The sequence below is a fragment of the Vibrio neptunius genome (assembly GCF_000967495.1).
Lineage (GTDB): Bacteria > Pseudomonadota > Gammaproteobacteria > Enterobacterales > Vibrionaceae > Vibrio > Vibrio neptunius.
On record NZ_JXXU01000053.1, the window covers coordinates 1 to 21,285 of the forward strand.

At 46.5% G+C, this 21,285-nt stretch carries 18 protein-coding genes and 2 pseudogenes; 6 read left to right on the forward strand and 14 right to left on the reverse strand.

The window, feature by feature from the left end; all coding sequences use genetic code 11:
• Nucleotides 1-494, reverse strand: a pseudogene (locus tag TW84_RS18510) (Tricorn protease domain-containing protein); the annotation flags it as partial.
• A gap of 36 nt (nt 495-530) precedes the next feature.
• On the reverse strand, nt 531-2,300 hold the full coding sequence (locus TW84_RS18515; protein ID WP_045977109.1) for a hypothetical protein: 1,770 nt from the start codon (nt 2,298-2,300) through the stop codon (nt 531-533).
• A 145-nt stretch (nt 2,301-2,445) separates the two neighbouring features.
• Here TW84_RS18515 and TW84_RS18520 point away from each other — a divergent pair, with 145 nt between their 5' ends.
• Together TW84_RS18520 and TW84_RS18525 are read left to right on the forward strand one after the other, a co-directional pair.
• Nucleotides 2,446-2,613 (forward strand): hypothetical protein, encoded by a 168-nt coding sequence (locus TW84_RS18520; RefSeq protein ID WP_157634065.1) that lies wholly within the window; start codon nt 2,446-2,448, stop codon nt 2,611-2,613.
• A 508-nt stretch (nt 2,614-3,121) separates the two neighbouring features.
• A complete protein-coding gene (locus TW84_RS18525) occupies nt 3,122-4,162 on the forward strand; it encodes a hypothetical protein (protein WP_045977111.1) in 1,041 nt (346 codons plus the stop codon).
• A gap of 190 nt (nt 4,163-4,352) precedes the next feature.
• Here TW84_RS18525 and TW84_RS18530 read toward each other — a convergent pair whose 3' ends face one another.
• From TW84_RS18530 to gcl, 4 genes are all read right to left on the reverse strand, one after another.
• Entirely contained in the window at nt 4,353-4,967 is a 615-nt protein-coding gene (locus TW84_RS18530; RefSeq protein ID WP_045977112.1) for a TetR/AcrR family transcriptional regulator, read from the reverse strand.
• Between the two features lie 302 nt (nt 4,968-5,269).
• Nucleotides 5,270-6,166: a 2-hydroxy-3-oxopropionate reductase gene (locus TW84_RS18535; RefSeq protein ID WP_045977113.1), complete on the reverse strand. Its 897-nt coding sequence runs from the start codon at nt 6,164-6,166 to the stop codon at nt 5,270-5,272.
• 28 nt (nt 6,167-6,194) lie between these two features.
• A complete protein-coding gene (gene hyi / locus TW84_RS18540) occupies nt 6,195-6,971 on the reverse strand; it encodes a hydroxypyruvate isomerase (RefSeq protein WP_045977114.1) in 777 nt (258 codons plus the stop codon).
• Between the two features lie 61 nt (nt 6,972-7,032).
• Nucleotides 7,033-8,802, reverse strand: a complete 1,770-nt coding sequence (gcl, locus tag TW84_RS18545; RefSeq protein WP_045977115.1) for a glyoxylate carboligase — start codon at nt 8,800-8,802, stop codon at nt 7,033-7,035.
• Between the two features lie 312 nt (nt 8,803-9,114).
• On the opposite strand from gcl, the gene aceB reads away from it, so the two are divergent.
• Both aceB and TW84_RS18555 read left to right on the forward strand, forming a co-directional pair.
• Nucleotides 9,115-10,743: a malate synthase A gene (aceB, locus tag TW84_RS18550; RefSeq protein WP_045977116.1), complete on the forward strand. Its 1,629-nt coding sequence runs from the start codon at nt 9,115-9,117 to the stop codon at nt 10,741-10,743.
• Between the two features lie 20 nt (nt 10,744-10,763).
• A complete protein-coding gene (locus tag TW84_RS18555; RefSeq protein ID WP_045977117.1) occupies nt 10,764-11,201 on the forward strand; it encodes a GlcG/HbpS family heme-binding protein in 438 nt (145 codons plus the stop codon).
• 521 nt (nt 11,202-11,722) lie between these two features.
• Here the strand turns inward: TW84_RS18555 and TW84_RS25225 are convergent.
• From TW84_RS25225 to TW84_RS18580, 4 genes are all read right to left on the reverse strand, one after another.
• Nucleotides 11,723-11,857: a hypothetical protein gene (locus TW84_RS25225; RefSeq protein WP_269980588.1), complete on the reverse strand. Its 135-nt coding sequence runs from the start codon at nt 11,855-11,857 to the stop codon at nt 11,723-11,725.
• A 346-nt stretch (nt 11,858-12,203) separates the two neighbouring features.
• Nucleotides 12,204-12,992, reverse strand: coding sequence for a DUF4225 domain-containing protein (locus TW84_RS18570; RefSeq protein ID WP_045977120.1), 789 nt, complete (start codon nt 12,990-12,992; stop codon nt 12,204-12,206).
• Entirely contained in the window at nt 12,989-13,492 is a 504-nt protein-coding gene (locus tag TW84_RS18575; protein WP_045977121.1) for an Hcp family type VI secretion system effector, read from the reverse strand. The genes TW84_RS18570 and TW84_RS18575 overlap by 4 nt, the downstream gene beginning before the upstream one ends.
• A gap of 457 nt (nt 13,493-13,949) precedes the next feature.
• A complete protein-coding gene (locus tag TW84_RS18580; protein WP_045977122.1) occupies nt 13,950-14,432 on the reverse strand; it encodes a MarR family winged helix-turn-helix transcriptional regulator in 483 nt (160 codons plus the stop codon).
• Nucleotides 14,433-14,550: 118 nt separating this feature from the next.
• Here TW84_RS18580 and TW84_RS18585 point away from each other — a divergent pair, with 118 nt between their 5' ends.
• Entirely contained in the window at nt 14,551-15,450 is a 900-nt protein-coding gene (locus TW84_RS18585) for a DMT family transporter (RefSeq protein WP_045977123.1), read from the forward strand.
• Nucleotides 15,451-15,512: 62 nt separating this feature from the next.
• Here TW84_RS18585 and TW84_RS18590 read toward each other — a convergent pair whose 3' ends face one another.
• Nucleotides 15,513-17,984, reverse strand: coding sequence for a putative bifunctional diguanylate cyclase/phosphodiesterase (locus TW84_RS18590; protein ID WP_045977124.1), 2,472 nt, complete (start codon nt 17,982-17,984; stop codon nt 15,513-15,515).
• Nucleotides 17,981-19,099 carry a substrate-binding domain-containing protein gene (locus tag TW84_RS18595; protein WP_045977125.1) on the reverse strand — a complete coding sequence of 373 codons (1,119 nt, stop codon included), beginning with the start codon at nt 19,097-19,099 and terminating at the stop codon, nt 17,981-17,983. The genes TW84_RS18590 and TW84_RS18595 overlap by 4 nt, the downstream gene beginning before the upstream one ends.
• An 82-nt stretch (nt 19,100-19,181) precedes the next feature.
• Here TW84_RS18595 and TW84_RS18600 point away from each other — a divergent pair, with 82 nt between their 5' ends.
• Nucleotides 19,182-20,279 carry a substrate-binding domain-containing protein gene (locus TW84_RS18600; RefSeq protein ID WP_045977126.1) on the forward strand — a complete coding sequence of 366 codons (1,098 nt, stop codon included), beginning with the start codon at nt 19,182-19,184 and terminating at the stop codon, nt 20,277-20,279.
• An 84-nt stretch (nt 20,280-20,363) separates the two neighbouring features.
• Here the strand turns inward: TW84_RS18600 and TW84_RS18605 are convergent, their stop codons facing one another.
• Both TW84_RS18605 and TW84_RS25120 read right to left on the reverse strand, forming a co-directional pair.
• Complete coding sequence (locus TW84_RS18605; protein WP_045977127.1) at nt 20,364-20,981, reverse strand: NUDIX hydrolase; 618 nt, start codon at nt 20,979-20,981, stop codon at nt 20,364-20,366.
• Nucleotides 20,982-21,058: 77 nt separating this feature from the next.
• A pseudogene (locus TW84_RS25120) lies at nt 21,059-21,211 on the reverse strand (LysR family transcriptional regulator); the annotation flags it as partial.
• Between the last annotated feature and the right edge of the window lie 74 nt (nt 21,212-21,285).

Here is a 21,285-nt window from a genome sequence, read left to right on the forward strand (position 1 = left end):
TAAGCCAGCGCGAGATAACGATTATTGGGTGATATACGCATTAAGCGAACCCTGCCATTAAATTCATCGGCGACCAAACGCAGATCGGTACCATCGGTTTTAATGCTCCATACTTTATCGCGCCGCTCATAAAGATCTTTTGAAACATTGCTGCCATTGTCCCAGCGGAATACCACACGCGGTAGATCGTACGAGTCTTGGTTGTTGAGATCTTCTCGGGGCCACTCTTTGGCCTTGTAAATAGCGTAACTTGGTTTCCCTGTGTCTGGATCGTAAGTAACGTAGTTATGCTCTGTTATATACACCCGACCATCGTCCCATTGCTGGGCATTTTTGGCCGCGATCCGCTCTTCAACCGTTAGCGGTGGCGCAGCAACAGACTGCGGGGGTTGTGGTGGTTCGACGCTGGCCGTTGGCTTGGGCTGCGTTTCTTGCCACTTGCACCCTGCCAGTAAAACCAACCCCAGCAAGGGTAAGATTGAATGCGCTTTCATCATCGCCTCTTTATGGTTGTTGCCCGCGCCCATGCATTATGATTCCTCGGCCAACGCCACATCAGATTGAGATGCCAACAAGTCACTCAACGTTTTGTTGCTGAAGATCTCCGTTTGGTTGTTGCGCTTATGGCGGCTTTGTCCGAGATACACTCGCACTAAATCGACATTTTTCACCTCAGCAGGCCAACCTGAAAACTGGATAGAGCGAATCCCTTTTTGGTGGGCAACGCAATCTTTTAAGTAGTGGCGCTGACACCAGTCACCTTGGGTATCTCGTAACTCAAAGTAGTCGTCAAGCTCATCCACCGTCGTATCCATTGGATAAGTGAAGGTTAACTTGGACTTTGGTCCATTGATATAGGTACCTGCTATCGTTTTATCTACCTGATTGGCCAGCACTAAATATCGCCTGATTTGCTCTTGCGACACTTCAGGCATCACTAAGGCTCTTGTCACGCCCTCTGATTGTTTAAAACTTTGCGTACTGCTGTAGTGTTCGATATCGGTCAGTTCAGTCGCTTGACTTGGGTCCGACTCAAAGGCAGCCAACTGCTGTAAGCTCAGTTGGGTTTCGCTGTAGTAGAGTGACACACTCTGCTGTTCGCCAAGAATTTTGTAAGGTATCCATATATGCGGTAATGGGTGACCTTCGGCTTCACGGTAGTTCGGGGTTGCCCCAGTGAATGGGCTGGGCTTGGTGGTGATTTTTACCACTCGATGAGGGTCAAAATCGGTCAGCACCACTTCAATCTCTTCTTGAATGATATTGAAGACACGCGCTTCGCCGACATCATTAAGCCTTCCCTTATAAATCACGCTGCCATCGACACGGACTTGAAATGGCTCGTAGCAGTACGGGCTGCCTGTTTCTGGATGAGTAAGACGAATATCGGCGTGTCGTTTCGGTTTCTGTTCCCCTGGCTTGGCATAACGGTAATAGTCAACATCGATATCTAAAAAATAGCCACTGTCATTAATCTCTAATTCGCGCCAAATCTTATCTTTCCACAGCACGTAAATGTAACCCTTCATATGACGTGCAGCGGATTTTTCCGACTTTTCATCATTGACAAAATACATCGGCACCACAGGCACCAAGACATTATCCCATTCGTCCTTCTCGACGCTGCGATCCACAGGCTCGACACCTTTTGCCAGTAACAGCTTGAGTGGTTGTGGTAAGCCACGCATCGGCAGGGCCAAATACAGGTTTCTTGGGCTTTCATCGAGATCATCAAAAACGGAAAGGCTGCGATGGCGATTGTGAGGGTCTTGCTTCGGTTTGGCAGTTTTTTGATAATGAAACTCTGTCTTAGACAACATCAGATTCGCGGCATGATTTGGCAGCTGTCCGGCAACCTCAACCACGATCTTTTTGTCTGGAGAAGGTTCAACTGGGGTAACCTTAGGATTAGGGGCTAAATAAACGTCATCGCTGACAGCATCGTAGCTGGCTTTGAGGAATTTCTTAGCTGGTTTCGCCGCCAGCGCTTCAACACGCTTCTTGAGCATAGGGTAAGCGATCAGTTCTGCTTCTGAGAGCGGGTGTTGTCGCCTAAATGTTGAGAGCGCCAACCAGTCAGCACGCGCGAGGTGCTGTTTAATATGTTCCAGTAGGCGGTAGCTGTCTTTGTGGGCCGATTGAGGAATAGCATCAGATAGGGGCTTAGGTAGTGCTGCGAGTAAGTCCTTTGGACTGTGGGCACGCGACAGCTGCCCGATGCATTCATCTGGCGAGAGTAAGTAGTCCAGCATATCACGAGAAGCCGTGTATCCCGGCACAAATTTGCAAACCAATAACATTGTGAGTCCTCCACAACCCTTAATGTTTTTAAAGCGATAGCCAATAAACCTGAGGTTTATATAAGGATTTGGTGAACAACAAACTAATGACTATGTGGTTAAAATTCAACCACACAAAGGCAAGTAAGTTATAATGCACAGCAAAATGGTTAGAAGCACTATGATTAATGGCGGTTTTGCTGGTAAATGCGCGCTCGTGATAGTGCATTTTAGTGGCATGCGTTCGGTGCTCGCGAAGCGAGATAACCATACCACTAAAACACAGCCTGACTTCGTCGCTGGCGTAACCCGTTATGCCAAGCTTGACCATTAATGGTTATTCTACTTTTCGTTATCTGAGCAGTGCAACCTAAGCACAGTTTCTCGCTTAAACATCACATCAATATTGCCGCCATTATGGCGATATGACTCGAAAAGCGGAAGCGCACCGTCGATAATACCTCTTATGTCACTGGCAAACAGTGAGACAAATTCACTTATTCCTCATCCACTTATGCTGCGTACCTTTGCCTACCTTAATCATCGATGCTTAAGTAAACAAACTCATATTCTAAGTTCAAATTTCATTCACAAAATACTTATATTGATCTCACTATTGAGCTACATTCAACTAGAAGCTATGAAATTTGACTAATTTGCTCGCACTATATCTTGTTAGCAATCGGTATTGAGAAGTTCATTGGCTGTATTAAACAGCACATTAACGCACTGTCTGCATTTAACAGTGCAAAGTTAACGGGCTACAAATCAACAACAAAAATACGGCACTTTTAAGATGGTATAAACGTAAAGACGCGACAACAATTGGGGGAGAGGAACCAATGTATAAAAATGATGCAATTGCGAGTCTAAAACAATACAACAAACTGGACGAGGTTGACGTAGAACCCGGAGACGTACTGATATTCAAAGTCTTTCCCGGGTGGGCATTTGGTAAAATCGAACTCGGAATTACATGGGGACAAAAACTTCTTCATAAAAAATCAGCGGACGAGAAATTTGGCATAAAACTAAGAGGTTCATCATCGTCTGAGCATGCCGCCATTGGTTTGGAAAATGACACGGTCGCTGAGGCTTGTGCAGAAGTGCATGAGGTTCATGAAATAGAAAATAACCCAGCGATTGTATTTAAATGTAAAAACAAAGAATTGGCTAAAGGCGCGGTGGCGGTATCCAAGGCGTTATGTCGAATCGAGGTCGACACCAGACCCAAAGGTAGGACCATTCATAATGGGTATTATGATATGGATGGAGCCAAAAAATCTTTGTTCAAAGAAAGAGAATTTAAGTCAACGACCAATCAGTTTATCGAAGAAATTGTCGATTTCGTTTATGGTACCAGCAATACAATCCCTAACATGTTTTGTTCACAGCTCGCTGTCGCCGCCTATGAGGGTGCCTCTGTTGCCATCTATGGAAAAACGTGTTTCGGCTCAGACCCTCGAGGCGTCACCCCGAAATATTTGGAACACCTGCTGAACACCAACGGGAATTTTTATCTCGCAGGAAAGCTGAAAATCCCTCCTCTGATCCTCCACACTCATAAAGTGATAAAAAAATATGAGCATGCAAAGAAGTGGAAGCAAAGTGAAGCGTCTAAAGAGCTGATCGAAGTTCTAGAAGCGGCGTGGAGTTTGCAGGGAGACGAAAGAGGAACCGGTTACGGCCTACTCCTCGATATTTATGAGCGCTATTTCGGACTGAATGTAAAGCCAGAGTATCGGGATGACATGCTCGAACTGTCTGATGAATATCTAGATCAGTGTCCTGCAATGAAAGCAATGGCTATGAAACCAAAAAGAAGCGGCCGCTTATACAAAATGGTGTTTAAAGAGATTGCTCCGTTAAAATACTTTTTATGATACCAATGATGGTTGGGCGCTAAAGCGGTTCTGACCTCCAAAGTAACAGGTAATGCGTAACCATCATTGGGTTGCGCATTTTTTTTAGCTGCTCTAACAAGCAGCATGAGTTCGTCATTGGTCACACCAACCTAGAAGTAAAGGCAACCACAGCAAACAACTTCAGCGGCCAATTCGCAAAAGATGTTGCTTACGCTTTACCCTTTACTCCACAACCTTTGATCACTAACTGGGTGATAAATTCAGCGGCTTGTTGGTAATCATCATTATCAAGGCTATCTTTCTGCATAACGGTACCGATCTGCCAGCTAAAATCAGCGTAGGTCTGCGTCGCCGCCCAGATGGTGAACATTAGGTGGTGGGCAGGGACTTTATCCATCAGACCTTGTTCACTCCAAGTCGCGAACTTATCCAAAATCATCTGTGACTGCTTAAATAGCTCCTGCCCGATATCTTGTGGCAGCGCCTTAGCACCGGACATCACTTCATTAGCGAACACCTTGGACGCGTGTGGGTGGTCGCGTGAAATGCGCAGCTTAGCTTCAATGTATTGAGTTAAGGCTTCGACTGGGTCGTCGAGTTCTTCAATCGGGCGAGAGGCTTCCAGCAACGGCTGAGTCACCGTCTGGAGTACGGCATAGTAGAGCTTGTCTTTGCTGCTGAAGTAGTAGAACACATTGGGTTTAGGGATATCCGCGGCTTTTGCAATATCCGCCATCTTTGTCGCTGCGTAGCCATGGCTGGCAAATTGTTCACTCGCGACATCGATAATCAATCCCTGATTTTTCTGCCTGATACGAGACATTGTTATTCCCTATACATCTGGTGTAACAACATACTAAACAATATGTTAAGAGAGACAAAGTGATGAGGCTAAAAAATCCCGAAGTAAGCACACCAGAAGCCTGCAATGTGGAGCCCGAGGAAGGGACAACTCCAACCTGCTGTGTTACGACGGGAACGCGTGTAAAAGGAGACGAAAAACGACGCGGTTTAGTAATGAGTCATTTAGGAACGGCGACTACAGATTCAAGCCATGCGAGAATCAGTTAGGCCGCTACCCCATGGAAGGATACGGGAGAAGAATCCACATCGTCCCGACAGGAATTAGTCCCTTATTGAGTGGCCTGAGCGTTTCTCGATCGCTTTAATCAACGCAGAGTGATCCCAGTTCTGACCGCCCATTGCCGCACAATCTTCAAACAGCTGCTGAGCATTGGCGGTGTTGGGCAATGCGACATCCAACGCTTTAGCGCCAGACAGTGCAAGGTCGAGATCTTTCTGGTGCAGAGTAATCTTAAACCCTGGGTCGAATGTGCCTTCCACCATGCGCTCACCGTGCACTTCAAGAATCTTTGAGTTAGCAAATCCGCCAAGCAATGCCTGACGTACACGCGCTGGATCGGCGCCCGCTTTTGACGCAAACACTAACGCTTCAGATACCGCTTCAATGTTCAACGCAACAATGATTTGGTTAGCGACTTTACACGTCTGGCCCGCGCCATTTTCACCCACTAGCGTAATGTTTTTACCCATCACCTCAAACAGTGGACGCGCTTTATCAAACGCCGCTTGCTCACCACCAACCATAATGCTCAGCGACGCATTAATAGCCCCCACTTCACCGCCTGATACTGGGGCATCGAGATATTGCGCGCCGCTTTCATTGACACGTGCTGCAATAGCCTTGGTGGCGATGGGTGAAATCGAACTCATGTCGATAACCAATTTGCCAGCTGCGGCACTTTTGTTGAGGCCCGCTTCAACACCGTTGTCGCCGAATAGTACATCTTCTACCTGTGGTGTGTTGGGCAACATAAGAATAATCACGTCAGCCAGACGCGTTGCCGCTGCCGGGGAATGGCAAACCAGCGCACCCGCTTCTACGATCTCAACCGGTGGCTGATTAAAATGATCGGTCAGCACAATATCGTAGCCCGCTTTTTGCAGGTTGATCGCCATTGGCTTACCCATGATACCTGTACCAATAAATGCAATTTTCATTCGTTGTTCTCCATAACGTTAACCGCGCTTAGCGGTAGAGGTTTAGCCAATCTAAGCCTTCAGTTGTGGTGGTTTTTGGCTTGTATTCACAGCCCACCCAGCCTTGGTAGCCCAGTTGATCCAGATGTTTGAGGACAAACGGGTAGTGAATCTCTCCCGTTCCCGGTTCATGACGGCCTGGGTTGTCTGCCAGCTGCACGTGGGCGATCTGGCCGATGTTGTCACTCATGGTTTGCGCTATATCTCCTTCCATGATCTGCATGTGATAGATGTCGTACTGAATGAATAGGTTGTCACTGCCTACTTCTTTGATCACGGCTTTGGCCTGCTCAGTGGTGTTGAGGAAAAAGCCCGGAATATCACGAGTGTTAATCGCTTCAATCACCAGTCGAAGCCCCGCTTCCTGTAACACCTGAGCGGCATATCTGAGGTTAATGACAAAGGCTGCATGCGCATCCTGTTGGCTGACACCGGCAGGGGGAATCCCCGCCAAACAGTTAACCTGCGTATTACCTAACACCATGGCGTACTGGATGGCTAATGCCACACCAGACTGAAACTCTTCGATACGTGATGGGTCACATGCAATGCCGCGATCGCCAGCATCCCAATCCCCCGCTGGTAGATTGAACAACACCTGTGTCAGGTTGTTTTGCTCCAGCTTCTGTTTGATTTGCTCAGCATCAAAGGCGTAAGGAAAGAGGTATTCCACGCCGCTGAATCCAGCTTGAGCAGCAGCGTCAAAACGCTCAAGGAAATCAACCTCGGTAAATAACATGGATAAATTTGCAGCAAACTTTGCCATAGCGATGTCCTTTTCTTGCAGCCCTTTTAAGCTGCTTCAGTATTTTGTGATAAACGGATGATTAATTGGCAAGCGCAGTGGGTGCGTCATCAATGTTGTCTGCCAGAGGTTCGAACTCGTTGATGGCATCAATCTCGACACCCATAGCAATGTTGGTCACAGGCTCAAGAATCACTTCTACCACAACCGGTACTTTGTGTTTGGTCATCAACTCTTTCGCCTGCGCAAACGCGGCCTGCATTTGCTCTGGGTCTGTGACACGAATCGCCTTACAGCCTAGGCCTTCAACCACTTTCACGTGGTCTACACCGTAGCCATCCAGCTCCGGCGCGTTTTGGTTTTCAAACGCCAACTGAACACAATAGTCGATATCGAACTGGCGCTGTGCCTGACGAATCAATCCTAGATAGGCATTGTTCACCAATACGTGGATGTATGGCAGGTTGAATTGAGCGCCTACTGCCAATTCTTCCATCATGAACTGGAAATCGTAATCTCCTGAGATTGCCACGATGTTGCGGTTTGGATCCGCAGCGCGTACGCCTAGCGCGGCTGGTATTGTCCAGCCAAGCGGCCCTGCTTGACCACAGTTGATCCAGTGACGTGGTTTGTAAACATGAAGGAACTGCGCCGCTGCAATCTGAGACAGACCAATAGTGCTGACATAACACGTATCGCGGCCAAAGGCTTTGTTCATCTCTTCATAAACACGCATTGGTTTGATTGGCGCGTCAGTGTAGTGCGTCTTACGCAGCATGCTCGATTTCCGCTGCTGACATTGCGCCACCCAAACGCCACGGTTAGGCAATTTACCTGCGTCACGCCACTCACGAGCGACTTCAACCAGCAATTCCAGCGCTGCTTTGGCGTCAGAAACAATACCAAGATCCGGACAAAACACGCGACCAATTTGAGTGGGCTCAATATCGACGTGGACAAACGTGCGGCCCTTGGTGTAGACATCCAGTGAACCAGTGTGACGGTTGGCCCAGCGGTTACCAATGCCGAACACAAAGTCCGATTCCAGCATAGTCGCATTGCCGTAACGGTGCGCGGTCTGTAGCCCGACCATGCCGGCCATCAGTTCGTGATCATCCGCAATAGCACCCCAGCCCATCAAGGTCGGGATGACTGGCACGCCAGTCATTTCCGCGAACTGTTGCAGTAACTCTTCCGCACCAGCGTTAATGACACCACCTCCAGAAACAATGACTGGGTTTTCAGACTCACACATCATCGCCATTGCTTTCTCAATCTGTGCACGTGTCGCTTTGGGCTGATACGCTGCTAGCGGCTGATAGGTGTCGATGTCGAATTCAATTTCCGTTAACTGAACATCCAGTGGCAGGTCGATAAGAACCGGGCCTGGACGGCCAGAGCGCATTAAGTGGAATGCCTGCTGGAACGCTCGCGGCACCTGAGCGGGCTCAAGAACCGTCGTCGCCCATTTGGTGACGGATTTAGCAATGGACTCAATATCCACGGCCTGAAAATCTTCTTTGTGCAGTCGAGCTCTTGGCGCCTGCCCCGTAATACATAAGATGGGGATGGAATCCGCCGACGCTGAATACAACCCAGTGATCATATCTGTCCCAGCTGGGCCAGATGTACCGATACAGACACCAATATTGTCTTGACCAGTACGGGTGTAGCCCTCCGCCATGTGCGAGGCACCTTCTACATGTCGTGCTAACACATGATCAATACCGCCAAGCTTTTTCATTGCCGCGTACATAGGGTTGATGGCAGCGCCTGGAACGCCGAAGGCAATGTCTACGCCTTCCTTTTTCAATACTTCTACCGCTGCTTCGATTGCCTTCATCCTTGCCATACGAACCTCCATTTAAATTGTATACAATTTTAACTCACTTTGAATACTATGTGAGAGTTTCTAAATATAGCAACCCCCTATTGCGATATTTTTTCAACATAGAATATTTACCCTAAGTGATTGCTAACCCGATAAGACCAAGAAATCATTACTTTATATAAAATATCTTTACGTAAAAATAATTTATCAAACATGCAAATGAAAAATAAATGTTAAATACTCTTTGATTGTTTACAAATTTTCTCATATAAGTATTCATGCAAAGACATTTTGTACACAAAATCGATCAATATTGTTTAAAGGAGACGAACAATGAATTTGAACGATCCAGCCGAAAGAGAAGACACTGCCTGTCTGGAGGTTGTCAGTCATACAGACAAACCAGGCTATAAGGAGATCCTGTCAGATGAAGCCCTTTCTTTTCTGACCGTATTGATACACAGATTTGGCGCCCGTCGTAACGCTTTACTGCAAGCACGCGAGGAACAGCAAAAGCAATACGATGCAGGCGCATTGCCAGATTTCAGAACCGACACGCAAGCGATTCGTGATGACACATCGTGGAAAGTGGCCCCACCACCACCAGAGCTATTGGATCGCCGCGTAGAAATTACCGGCCCAGTTGATAGGAAAATGGTCATCAACGCTCTGAATTCCGGCGCAAAAGTCTTTATGTGCTGCTTTGAAGATGCTTCTTCTCCAACATGGGAAAACATGGTCGAAGGACAAATCAATCTCAGAGACGCCAACGCAGGCACCATCAGCTACTTTGACGATAAAAAAAATAAGCAATATAAGCTGAATGCCAACCCTGCCCTACTGATCGCTCGTCCACGCGGCCTGCACCTGCCAGAGCAATCAATCCAATTCAATCAGCAAGCGATTCCAGGCTGTCTAATGGATTTCGCTTTGTACTTCTATCACAACTACCTTACCCGAGCGCAACAAGGGCTGGGCGTTTACTACTACATTCCTAAGCTTGAAAGCATGGAAGAAGCAGCGTGGTGGGAGGACGTATTTACTTTCACCGAAGATCACTTCGGCGTGGCTCGTGGCACGATCCGCGCGACGGTACTGATCGAAACCCTGCCTGCTGTGTTCCAGATGGAAGAAATGCTCTATGCCATGCGCGATCATATTGTGGCGATGAACTGTGGCCGCTGGGATTACATTTTCAGTTACATCAAAACGTTGAAAAACCATCCAGATCGCATCCTGCCGGATCGTCATGTGGTCGGTATGGACAAAGAATTCCTCAATGCTTACAGCCAGTTATTAGTCAGAACCTGCCACCAGCGTGGGGCGTTAGCCATGGGCGGCATGTCGGCCTTTATTCCAACCAAAGACCCGCAGGAGATGGAACGCGTTACCGCCAAAGTGATCGAAGATAAAGAACGCGAATCGCGCAATGGTCACGATGGCACTTGGGTGGCTCACCCTGCTTTGGTCGACTTGGCGATGTCTGTGTTTGATAAAAATCTTGCAGGCAAAGTCAATCAACTTGATTTTGTCAGCCCTACGCACGAGATCAGCGCAGACCTGCTGCTTAAACCGTGTCAAGGCTCGCGTGACGAAGCGGGTGTGCGCAAGAACATTCGCATTGCCCTGTACTACATTGAGGCATGGATTCAGGGTTCAGGTTGTGTGCCTATCTATGGCCTGATGGAAGACGCCGCAACCGCCGAAATCTCACGCGCAAACATCTGGCAGTGGATTCATCACGGCGTCAAGCTGGATGACGGCCAGACCTTCAACAAACAATTATTCCACACGTGGTTGTATCAGGAACTCGACACTATCAAACAGGAAGTGGGTGAGGCTCGCTATGCGGCAGGCCGCTTTGAGCAAACTGCTGACCTTTTCTATCAGTTGTCTACCGCAGAAGCGTTCGCCACCTTCCTGACCTTACCGAGCTACGAGCTTCTGCAAGGAGCCGCGTAAACAGAAAATCAGGAGATAACATGGGAAGTTTAACTCTAGAACAAGCACTAGCCGTTATTGACGGTACATTTCAGGCTGGACAAAAGAGCCACAGCGCTCCTCTGACGGTCGCTGTACTCGACAGCGGCGGCAAGCTGATTACGTTGCAACGACAAGATGGCAGTAGCATGATGCGGCCAGACATCGCAATCGCCAAAGCTTGGGGAGCGCTCGCGCTCGGCTGCTCTTCCAGAAAGCTCGCTCAAGACGCAGACAACCGCCCCGCGTTTATCTCCGCTGTAAACGTTCTGGCGCACGGTAATATGGTCCCTGTTCCGGGTGGCTTACTGATCCGTGACGCGGAGCAAAACCTCCTTGGCGCAGTGGGTGTCAGTGGCGATATCTCTGACCTCGACGAAAGCTGCGCCTTGCGTGGTATCACTCACGCCGACCTGTTCTGTGACGAGAACGCGGTATAACTCTTGATAAAAAAGCGGCTCCGGCCGCTTGTTTTGTTATCACTCTTAACGGTCAACCACGATACCACCCCATCACTGCTGACGAAACAACATAACAAACTAGCGTCTGCCCTTGTTATAGAAGCATCACCCATGACCTAGGTCGTCTGACAAACATTAACATCGCCATAGATTAACAAACTAGCGTCTGCCCTTGTTTAAGAAACGATTCTTGTTTAAGAAACGATTTAAAAAAGTCAGCCTAGAGGGTGGTAATGTAAAAGCCATCATTATCATAAACACCAACGCAATATAGCTATACAAATCCGTAAAGGCTGAGTTATCTGTCTCGAATATGAATAACCAGTTTCTTACAAAGGTTTTGTAGAAGGTTAAGGAGTAGTGTTGACTACCGAATTGACCACCAACAAAAAGATAGATAATAAAGAAAATCACTTTGTCTTTGCGCAGATACAGTTCAGAGAGATAGTGGCAAATAATCACACCGAATAAACTGACAAATATGTACAGCCAAATAGACATTATTGTTCACCATTGGTGTAAACGCGGGCCAGCATCAGAGAATGGCTAGCCTTGTTATCACAACCAGTTACTTTCATCATCGCGACCATAGAGGATAGAAGCATCATCCATGATCTAGGTCGTCTGACAAACATTAACATCACCATAGATTAACAAACTAGCGTCTGCCCTTGTTTAAGAAACGATTTAAAAAAGTCAGCCTAGAGGGAGGTGTTGTCAGGAGCATAACTATCACGAACACCAATGCAATATAGCGATACAAATCCGTAAAGGTAGAGTTGCCTGTCTCGAATAAAAATAACCAGCTATTAAGGAAGGCTTTGTCAAATGTTAAAGAGTAGTGTTGACTAAAAAAGTTAACAAAAACAAAAAAATAAACAATAAAGAAAATCACTTTGTCTTTGCGCAGATACAGTTCAGAGAGATAGTGGCAAATAATCACACCCAGCAAACTGACAAATATGTACAGCCAAATAGACATTATTCATCCCCTTCAAGATAGGGGCTCATCGCAGATATAGCGGTTACCGTGTTTGCTCCCGACTCAAACCATAGCGATCCTTTTGACATCGAACGCCACCCTTTAGCGTAATCTCGTTTAAAGTATCGAAATAACAAAAGTTGTTCAGAGTCTGGCATATTGGTCCATTTTTGAACGACTCGCTTTTTAGAAACAAGGCCATATCCGCTTGAAGCGAGATCAACCACGGCATAAGCAGCGTCACCCTCTCGTTTACTGAAGCCGAGAGATGATGCAGCCTTGTGATATTGTTTGCGCAACATGCTATTCCGATTTCTATAGCTGCCGGTGAACTCCCCTTTCCAGTTTTGAATTACATTTCCTGCAATATTGTGTGAGTTTTCATAAATATTGTTACCACCATGCGCCATCATTGGCATGCCTACCGTACTACACCAAGATGCCCCCGCAATAGAGAAAATCGAGCTGGTAACACACCCCCCATAACCGACCGACAGTTGCCCAATCCCCGCCACTAGACCTAGACCATACACACCTAGCTCCAAGGCTTGATCAATCAGGCTTTGACGTTCTCGTCTGACTAGTCGGACAACCCTCTCTCCAACTAAAATACCATTCTCGTAGTCTCGCAATAGACATTTTCCAAGTAAACGATACTGCTCTCGGAACTCATGCTGAATGGTTGGGTCAGACAAGTGCGTCAGACTGTACGTGTTGGCTTGTTGAAGCAGCCCACGGACAATCATTTTCACCTCATCTTCGCCGATTTGACCTCGACTTGAGCTCATCGTTCGTCCTTCTCCCTAACGTCTGAGAATGCTTGAAGCCATGAGGAAAAAGCTCCAGTATTTGCTCCTATATGCCTCCAACTGATGTCTCGGTACGAGATCAGCATGGTTTCATTCATTTCGTTGTCGTTGAAATCAATAACATGCGGCATATGTGTCGATAAAGAACGTATCAGCGCCCCTGTCAGCTTAACTTCGTAAAACAGTTCGCTGCCACCTTTAGAGCTTGGACGGTAGAAATTTAAGCAACATTTTAGTTCATCGCCATCAGAACAAGCCTGAGCGAGAATTGGACTGGCCTTATCTATCTTTTTCACTATTTGAATCGGGTGATGAATAGCCTTGTTATCGTAATCGATGGAATGAGAGAAAGACAAAACGGTGATCTGATCTTCATGACCAGATTGGTAGCTGTTCCCCATAGATAGGGGGGTATTACAAGCATGAGACAGACATCCGTTGTCGACACTCTCTATTGAAAGAAAAGCTCTTGTTGACATGTTATACCTCCGATAAAAAAATAAACGTACCAAACCTGGTTAAAAATCGCACTATTGCATATCGAACCTAAAAACGGTCAAAAAACAACCAAATCTTAATCGATGACAGTATTTTGTACTGAAAAGCTAGATTTAATGCCGCTATTGACTGGTATATCGACAGATAGAGCCCAGCGGTGACGAAATTAATATCTTTCGGTATGTGATGCCCAATCAAAAAAAAGATTGAAATTACACCAATTCGAGGGAAATATGCGCCACGTGTCATTCTTGATATCATGCACGCACGGCTCAAAGCGCGAGTAACCGAAGGCAAGTTGGTCTTCCCTTATCTCGAGCATCGCAGGTGCGAAGAGGATAGCAGCATCATCCATGACCTAGGTCGTCTGAGAGAGTCGTGGTAAGTAAAACTGGCTAAGATTAACCCGATGAACATCCATCGGGTTGCGATAGGAGGTTATTCGAACTGAGTCTGCCAACCTTTGAGGATTTGATTAATCTGACGCTTCTGGTTTGAGTTCATGCCTTTTACTAGTTTCTGCTGAACTTGAGCATGCTCTTCAATGATTTTATCAATCAAGGTAAATCCTTCATCTGTCAGTTGCACGGTGACACTGCGACGGTCTTGTTTACTGTGCTCACGCGCAATGAGGCTTTTGGATTCCAACTTATCAAGACGATTTGTCATCGCACCAGAAGTGAGCATCATAGAATCGATTAATTCAGAAGGGGTTAGGCGAAATGGTGAACCACTGCGCCGTAATGTGGCCAGGACATCAAACTCACCCAGCTTTAAGTCATAGCGCTTGTGCAATTGCGTGACTTCCGTTTCCATATGTTTGGCAATTCTGAGCAGCCTGCCCATGATGGCCATGGGTTCAGTATCTAATTCGGGCTTTTCCTTTGCCCATTGTTCGACCACTCTATCTATAGCGTCCATGAACTGGTTTCTCCACTAAGAAAATGACGTATCGAAGTATCTTAACATAAAGATACTTTACAAACAGAACTTTTAGGCGTACATTCACGCAAAATATCTTAATGTAAAGATAAAAATTATGAATATATTACTGGCGATGATCCCCGCTTTCTTCTGGGGTACAACATACGCAGTGACACAATATAGCTTGACTGATTGGCCTCCCCTACTGCTGGGAGCGATTCGCGCACTTCCTGCCGGGCTCTTGTTACTGATGATTAAGCCGTCTCTGCCAAAAAAAGGAGACTGGCAAATTCTCTTCAGTCTTGGACTGATTAACATTGCGACCTTCTTCGGACTGATTTTTGTTATGGCATTGACCTTGCCATCGGCCATTTCCGGTGTGGGTATGGTGTCTGTCCCCGTGTTTGCCATGGTGTACAACTGGGTAGTGAACAAAACTAGCCCTAGCCCGATTCAGGCTGTCTGTGGTGCGGCCCTAGTTGGTCTGGCTTGGATACTGTTCTCTCCAAGCTCCATTAGCCTCAATCCGATTGGTTTGGGGGCGATGCTCGCTGCCATCATGTGTATCGTTGCAGGTAGCTCCCTGACCAAGTCATTGGGCAACCGCATGCACTGGTGGACAGTGCTGACGTGGCAGCTGATTCTCGGCGGCGCGATTCTGTCTATCGCGGCAGGCTTTCAAGCGGTCGTGGACCCTGCGCAATACAGCAACGCACTAGTGAATTTCTCGCTTAGTAATGGCTTAGGTTTATTGTGGGTCGTCGGTCTCAACACCGCATTGGGTTACGGCATGTATGTGTGGCTTTTGCAACGCATGACTGTGGTGGACTTTACCTTTGGCGGCATTGCCAACCCAATTGCAGGTATCGTAACGGGACTGGTGCTGCTGGGTGAATCTTTTACCCCACTCCAATACAGCCTAATGAGCGGTATGATCGTGATGTCTCTTCTACCACAGGCAATACTGGCACTGAGACAAAACAAACCGTCACCAGCGCGGTGTCAATCAAGCTAAGTCCATTCGACCTATTGCAAAGGGCCACTTTTGATGTGGCCTTTTTTGATTGTCTGCACATGTCAGGAAACAATGACTGGCTGCTCAGTTTCAGCAAGATAGTGAATCCACTCTTCAACCGGTAGAGGTTTGGCAAAGTAGTATCCTTGCGCAAATCGGCAACCAATCTGCCGCAGAGTTGCAACGTGAGATTCAGTTTCGACTCCTTCTGCAATCACCGAAAATTCAAGAATCTGCGCCAATTTAAGTACCGCTCGGGTGATCTCGTAGTCAACTTTTGAGGAATTCACATCTTCGATAAAGCTCCGGTCAAGCTTGATGCAATCTGCTGATAGATTTTTGAGTACCGATAGTGATGAGTAGCCAGTGCCAAAATCATCAATGGCAATCTTGTAGCCTTTCTCACGTAAAGTCGCAATGGTTCGAACGCATGTTTCAAAGTCACGCATCATATCGCGCTCAGTGATTTCCAGTAATAGCTGATGCGGCTGGCAGTCGGTGTCATCTAATATCTGTTGCAACTGCTGAGCTAAATCCGTTCGATAGAACATCCGCGCTGAAAAGTTAATAGAGAACAACAAGCCTTGTAATTCAATGCCATCACGTTGCCATTGGGTGATCGAATTCGCGACTTTTCTGAATACCCATGTGTCAATTTCAGTGATTAAATCCGTTTTCTCAGCCACTTCCAGAAATTCAGCTGGTGGAATCATCCCCAATTTAGGATGATTCCAGCGAACCAGAGCCTCGGCCCCAACAATGGTGTTTGAATCCAAATCCACCTTGGGCTGGAAATACACCACCAGCTCATCATTGGCTATCGCTTGGCGAAGACCGATATTGGTCTCAACTAAGTCCGTCACTTCATGGGTCATCTTATCAGCGTAGACTTTGTACTGATCGCGGCCACATCGCTTAGCATGATACATAGCCGTATCCGCATTACGAACTAAAGTTTCACCATCCTTACCATGAAGTGGAAATTCACATACACCAATGCTGGTAGATACAAAAATCAAGTTGTCTTCGATGTAATAAGGTTTGCGCAATGCTTTGTTGATTCGCTCTGCGAGTAATTCACCATCTTTAAGGCTGGCGTTAGAGATAACAATCATAAATTCATCACCGCCCATGCGTGCGACAAACCCTGAATCTCCAATTATCTTCATCAGAATTTCCGACATATTAACCAATAGGTTGTCCCCAGATGCATGACCTAAGGAATCATTGATGGTTTTGAACTCATCGGTATCAAGATAAAGCAAAACAAACGACTCGCCATTTTTGGTACTCTGTGCAATTTCACGTTTGAGCTTTTTCGTTGCGAGCAGGCGATTAGCCAGACCAGTCAAAGGGTCATGGTGTGCGAGAAAGTCGAAGTTCTTTTTCTCATCATGCAGTTCTAAGTAAGCATCTGACAGGCGTGAGGCCATGTTGTTGTAGGCGCTTTCTATGTGTCCCCATTCGTCTTGCCGTCCCAGATCGATGGGCTTTTTAATCGAGTCGGACTCGAGACGATCAAAGCCGTCTTTTAAATCATCAAGTGGTTTTCGGATATGACGACGTACCACGTGACTCACCAGCAGCACAGATAGCAGCACAGCAGCAAAGCTCATCGTCACCGCATTGAGCCGCGATGCTTCGATATCTTTTTCCAGCTTTTTAGTTAGCTCAAGCGCCTGATTGAGTACGCGCGCTTCGGTATTCTCCACCATGTTCAGTAGCTGAGTTTGTGCGTCCACCAGCGATGCCATCACTATCCAACGCTGCTCTAGGTTAGCGCGGATACGTCTCAAAGCCGAGTTATAGCGCTTGACCGTACGATGGATACGCTGCTTTTCTAGCACCACTGCTTCTGTTTTAATGTCGACGTTTTCCAGATGAAGTAGGAAGATATCAAGCTCTTTTTCGACCTCGATCAACAGCACTTTTTCTGTTTCAGGAGTAATTCTGCTGTGAATATCACCGACCATTTTACCTGCGGAAAGAAACGCTTCTCTCAGCATGTTGACTAAGTCTAACTCATTGTTGTAACGCATAAAGTCAGGCTCATTAATGTGGCGAAGCTTGCTGTCAGCAATCGCCAGTTCTAGTTTATCCAGCTGATCCGCTAAGGTTTCATCGATCTCATGAGTTTGCTTAAGTATGCGGTTTAGCGCTAGCGAACTGCCAAGAAATCGATGAAAGCTTTCGATAAACGCATCTATCCTCAACGAGAACGCTTGGTTGGTCGAGAGATCTCGTAACCTCTGTAACTGGAAATCGATGTTAAATGCTTCTTCTGACAAGGTGGTTTCACTGAAGAGAAATGTCTGTTCAAGCAGTTTTACTCTGGAGGTGAGCGCAAAAACGCGCCGACTGATCTCTGAATTGACGATAAGATCGGACACATGTGACGTAGTTTCCGTTTTTAGAGTCGACTCGACAGAATGAAGTGAGCGAATGACCATAAATACCGCGAAACTAACGATCAACAAAGAGAACAAGTTAGCAATGATCAGGCGCTGAGTTAGGTTAATAGGGCTGAATTTCATTGCGGCTTCCATATGCTGAGATACGCTTCGCGATAGCCGTTTTGTGGGTCATATATCCCGCTATCTTTTGGGCTGATTAACTCTGCAACATTGTCAGGTGTCACAAGGTGCACAGGCGCGGAGTAGCCGCTAGGCGGCATGTTGTGAAAAGATCGATTAAGCTCATCAATGATTTGCCACCCCTGTAAGTAAAGGGGCTCAGGTACAGTAGCCAGCTGAAAGGTGTCGCTATCGATACGTTTGTAGGCGGCTTTGCTGCCATCACCAGCAGAAATGTTCTGAGGCACCGGTTTATTGTCTTCTAAAATCGACTCCAAAGAAGGAATCGCATAATCGATATATAAATCATTGATAGCCAGTATGTGGGTAATCTCATCACCATGTTTTTCCCACAATTGATCGAGAACAGCAGGCATTTGTTGAGCAATTTTATCCAAGGGTAACGCTTTAAGTTCTAACACCTTACAGGTTGCACAGCGCTCAATGGCCGCAACCATAGCATCCGACTTAATCGTTGCAATCTTGTAGTTCGGATCAGTAAATACCAACGCATTAACATGGCGATTAGAATCCACAATCGCCAGCAAAGCAGCCACTTCTGCAACAGCCAATGGATCTGTGGTGATGTTAGTGAACAAGCCAATATCAGCGTTGCCCCCAGCGAGCTCCGTGGCATGCCAACCGATAACCGTAATACCTAAACTTTCAGCCAGCCTGAGGATACGCTTATGTCGGTGTGCATCAATCCCACCTAACACAATCGCATCGGGTTCAAAACCAATCGCCTTTCTTATCGCCGCACCCTGGCGAACTTCTGAGCCAAGGCCGTCAATAAATCTTAAGTGCCAATCAAGGTGAGATATCGCTTCAGACATACCTCTCGCCACTCCATATACACCGCCATTACGAAGGTCTGAAGCAACAAAAATAATGTTTCTTTCACGTACAATTTTAGGGCCTATTTTCGGACCATCCCACGCCTGATCGCTGGCTATCGCGAGCGCTACTTTCTCTTTGGCATAGGTGAAAAAATCGATGTCAGTCGAACTAGCAAATAATGGCAAGCTACAAACGGTGGTGAGCAATAGGCTCGCCACACTTAAGAATTTATGCATACTTAGTATAAAAATCTTTAACTCATAATTTTTATATATTTATAATAATGTTAATACACAATCAAAACATTTGGTAACAAGTATGCGATTTCACATCAATAAAGTGCTAACAGCCGCACTGACTGGCACTTTATGCGTTTCATCTTTTGCTTTTAGTTCCGACACTTCGCAAACTCAACAAGATCAAAAGAAGTTGGAAACGTTTCAAAAGACAGTGAGCGGCGCTGCAGTTCCTGTCACTAAAACTGCAGCCGAGAAATCAATAAAAATCGCCTTAATTTACCCAAGTGCCGATATCTCTGATTTCTGGGTACGCAACTATACTGCACTAGTCGAACGCCTTAAGGATCTCGAAGTCCCTTTTAAAGTCGTTCAATATACCTCAAAACAAATCGAACACTCATTGCAAACTCAATATACCCAACAGGTGTTAAACGCTGAGAAGCCTTACGATTTTGTTATTTTTGGCCCGTCAGAGCTTAGTCTGCAATCAGGAAACATCCAGAAGTTGTCCGCCTCTAACGATTTCAAAACCTTTATTTGGGCGTTTCATACCCCAGATTCACAGTGGCAGCACCAACCCGATGCATGGTTTGACTTTTCCAGCGCTATGGGGGCAGAAGTATTGTGTCAACATGTCGTCAAACATCTAGGCAACGAGGTCGATTTTGCTGCTAACCGAGGTATTCCTGGCATTACAGATACCCAGCGTTCCCAAGGGTTTATAGATTGTGTAAGAGAAAAAGGTGACTGGTTCACAGCCTACGAACACTTCGGCCAATACCAAAAACTGGGCGGCGCTGATGGCGTCAAACTGGTACTGGATAACTTCCCTGAAGTTACTATGATCCATAATGCGAACACAGCGATGACAATGGGCGCCATTGATGCCCTAGCTGAGGCAGGGAAGCTCTCTGACATCTATGTCACTGGTTGGGGTGGTACGGCAAAGGAAATAGAAAAGATACGCTCTGACGAACTTGATGCGACTCCGATGCGCATGAGTGACGACCTTGGTGTAGCGACCGCAGAAGCGATAAAATTTCATTTGGAAAATCGAGCCGATGAAATTCCACTGATTTACCTTGGTCGCATCAGCGTGGTACACAATGAAATGGAGAATGCAGAGCTCGATAAACTGACTCATGAAGCCTTTCGTTATTCAGGAGTCAGTAACTAGCCAAGTCTCTATAGTCCAACAAACCTCAATGCATGACGTTGTCATCGCATTGAGGTTTACACTGTAAACATCAATTCTCAACGATTAGTCAACGTAAATAGGCTTATCTGGGTTGGCCAGATAGTCAAACATCATCTCGATGTCTTCGGCCAAAACACGCCCTTGGGACAGTTGAGGAAGCTCATCAGGTGCAAAAAATTCAATTTCAGAAATCTCGATATTAGTCGTGGCTTCACCAGATACAAAATCACACAGAAAGAACATCTTATAGATATGAAACGGAAACTCTGGCTGATAGTCATGCACTGCACGATCTTTCACCGCCACCAGCCGAGGGTTATTCACCACATAACCAGACTCTTCCAATACTTCACGCACAACACCTGCTTTCGGTGTTTCACACACATCACCCCAACCTCCGGGTAGCGTCCAGCAATCATCTTCTCTTTCTCTGACTAAGAGTATTTTTCCATCCTTGATCACGGCAGCGCGTAGGTCTATTTTTGGTGTTGGGTAACCTGATTCCGGAATAAACAGTTTCTGTACCTGCTCAACTGGGCTACCACTCAAATGAGCAAACATTTGATGGGCAATCCCATCTAACTGACGGTAGCGCTCCAGATCGTACTTATCTCTACCATACGTTTCACCAGCCTGTGCGATGGCTTTAATTTGTTTAGCCCAATCTAACCACGGTTGCATTCACGATTCCCTGCAAAAATCCAAACTTAGCGCCCATAGTAACCCATTTACTGTGCAATGATTTACTTATCATCTCACTACTGACTTTTTTCACCAGATTCTGACCAAGCTCCATTGCGCAATAACTCATAGAAACACCGCGCTACTGGGCCGGTTTTCGCCCCTTTGGGTAGAGTAAGATGAAGCGGGACCTGATAACAGTCACTCTCCTCCACATTAAGTACTGACAACTATGCCTGAATTGTTCTGGAAATCACAAGCAACCACTAGGCACATCCTTCTTGTCTCGCCTTTCATCCATTTA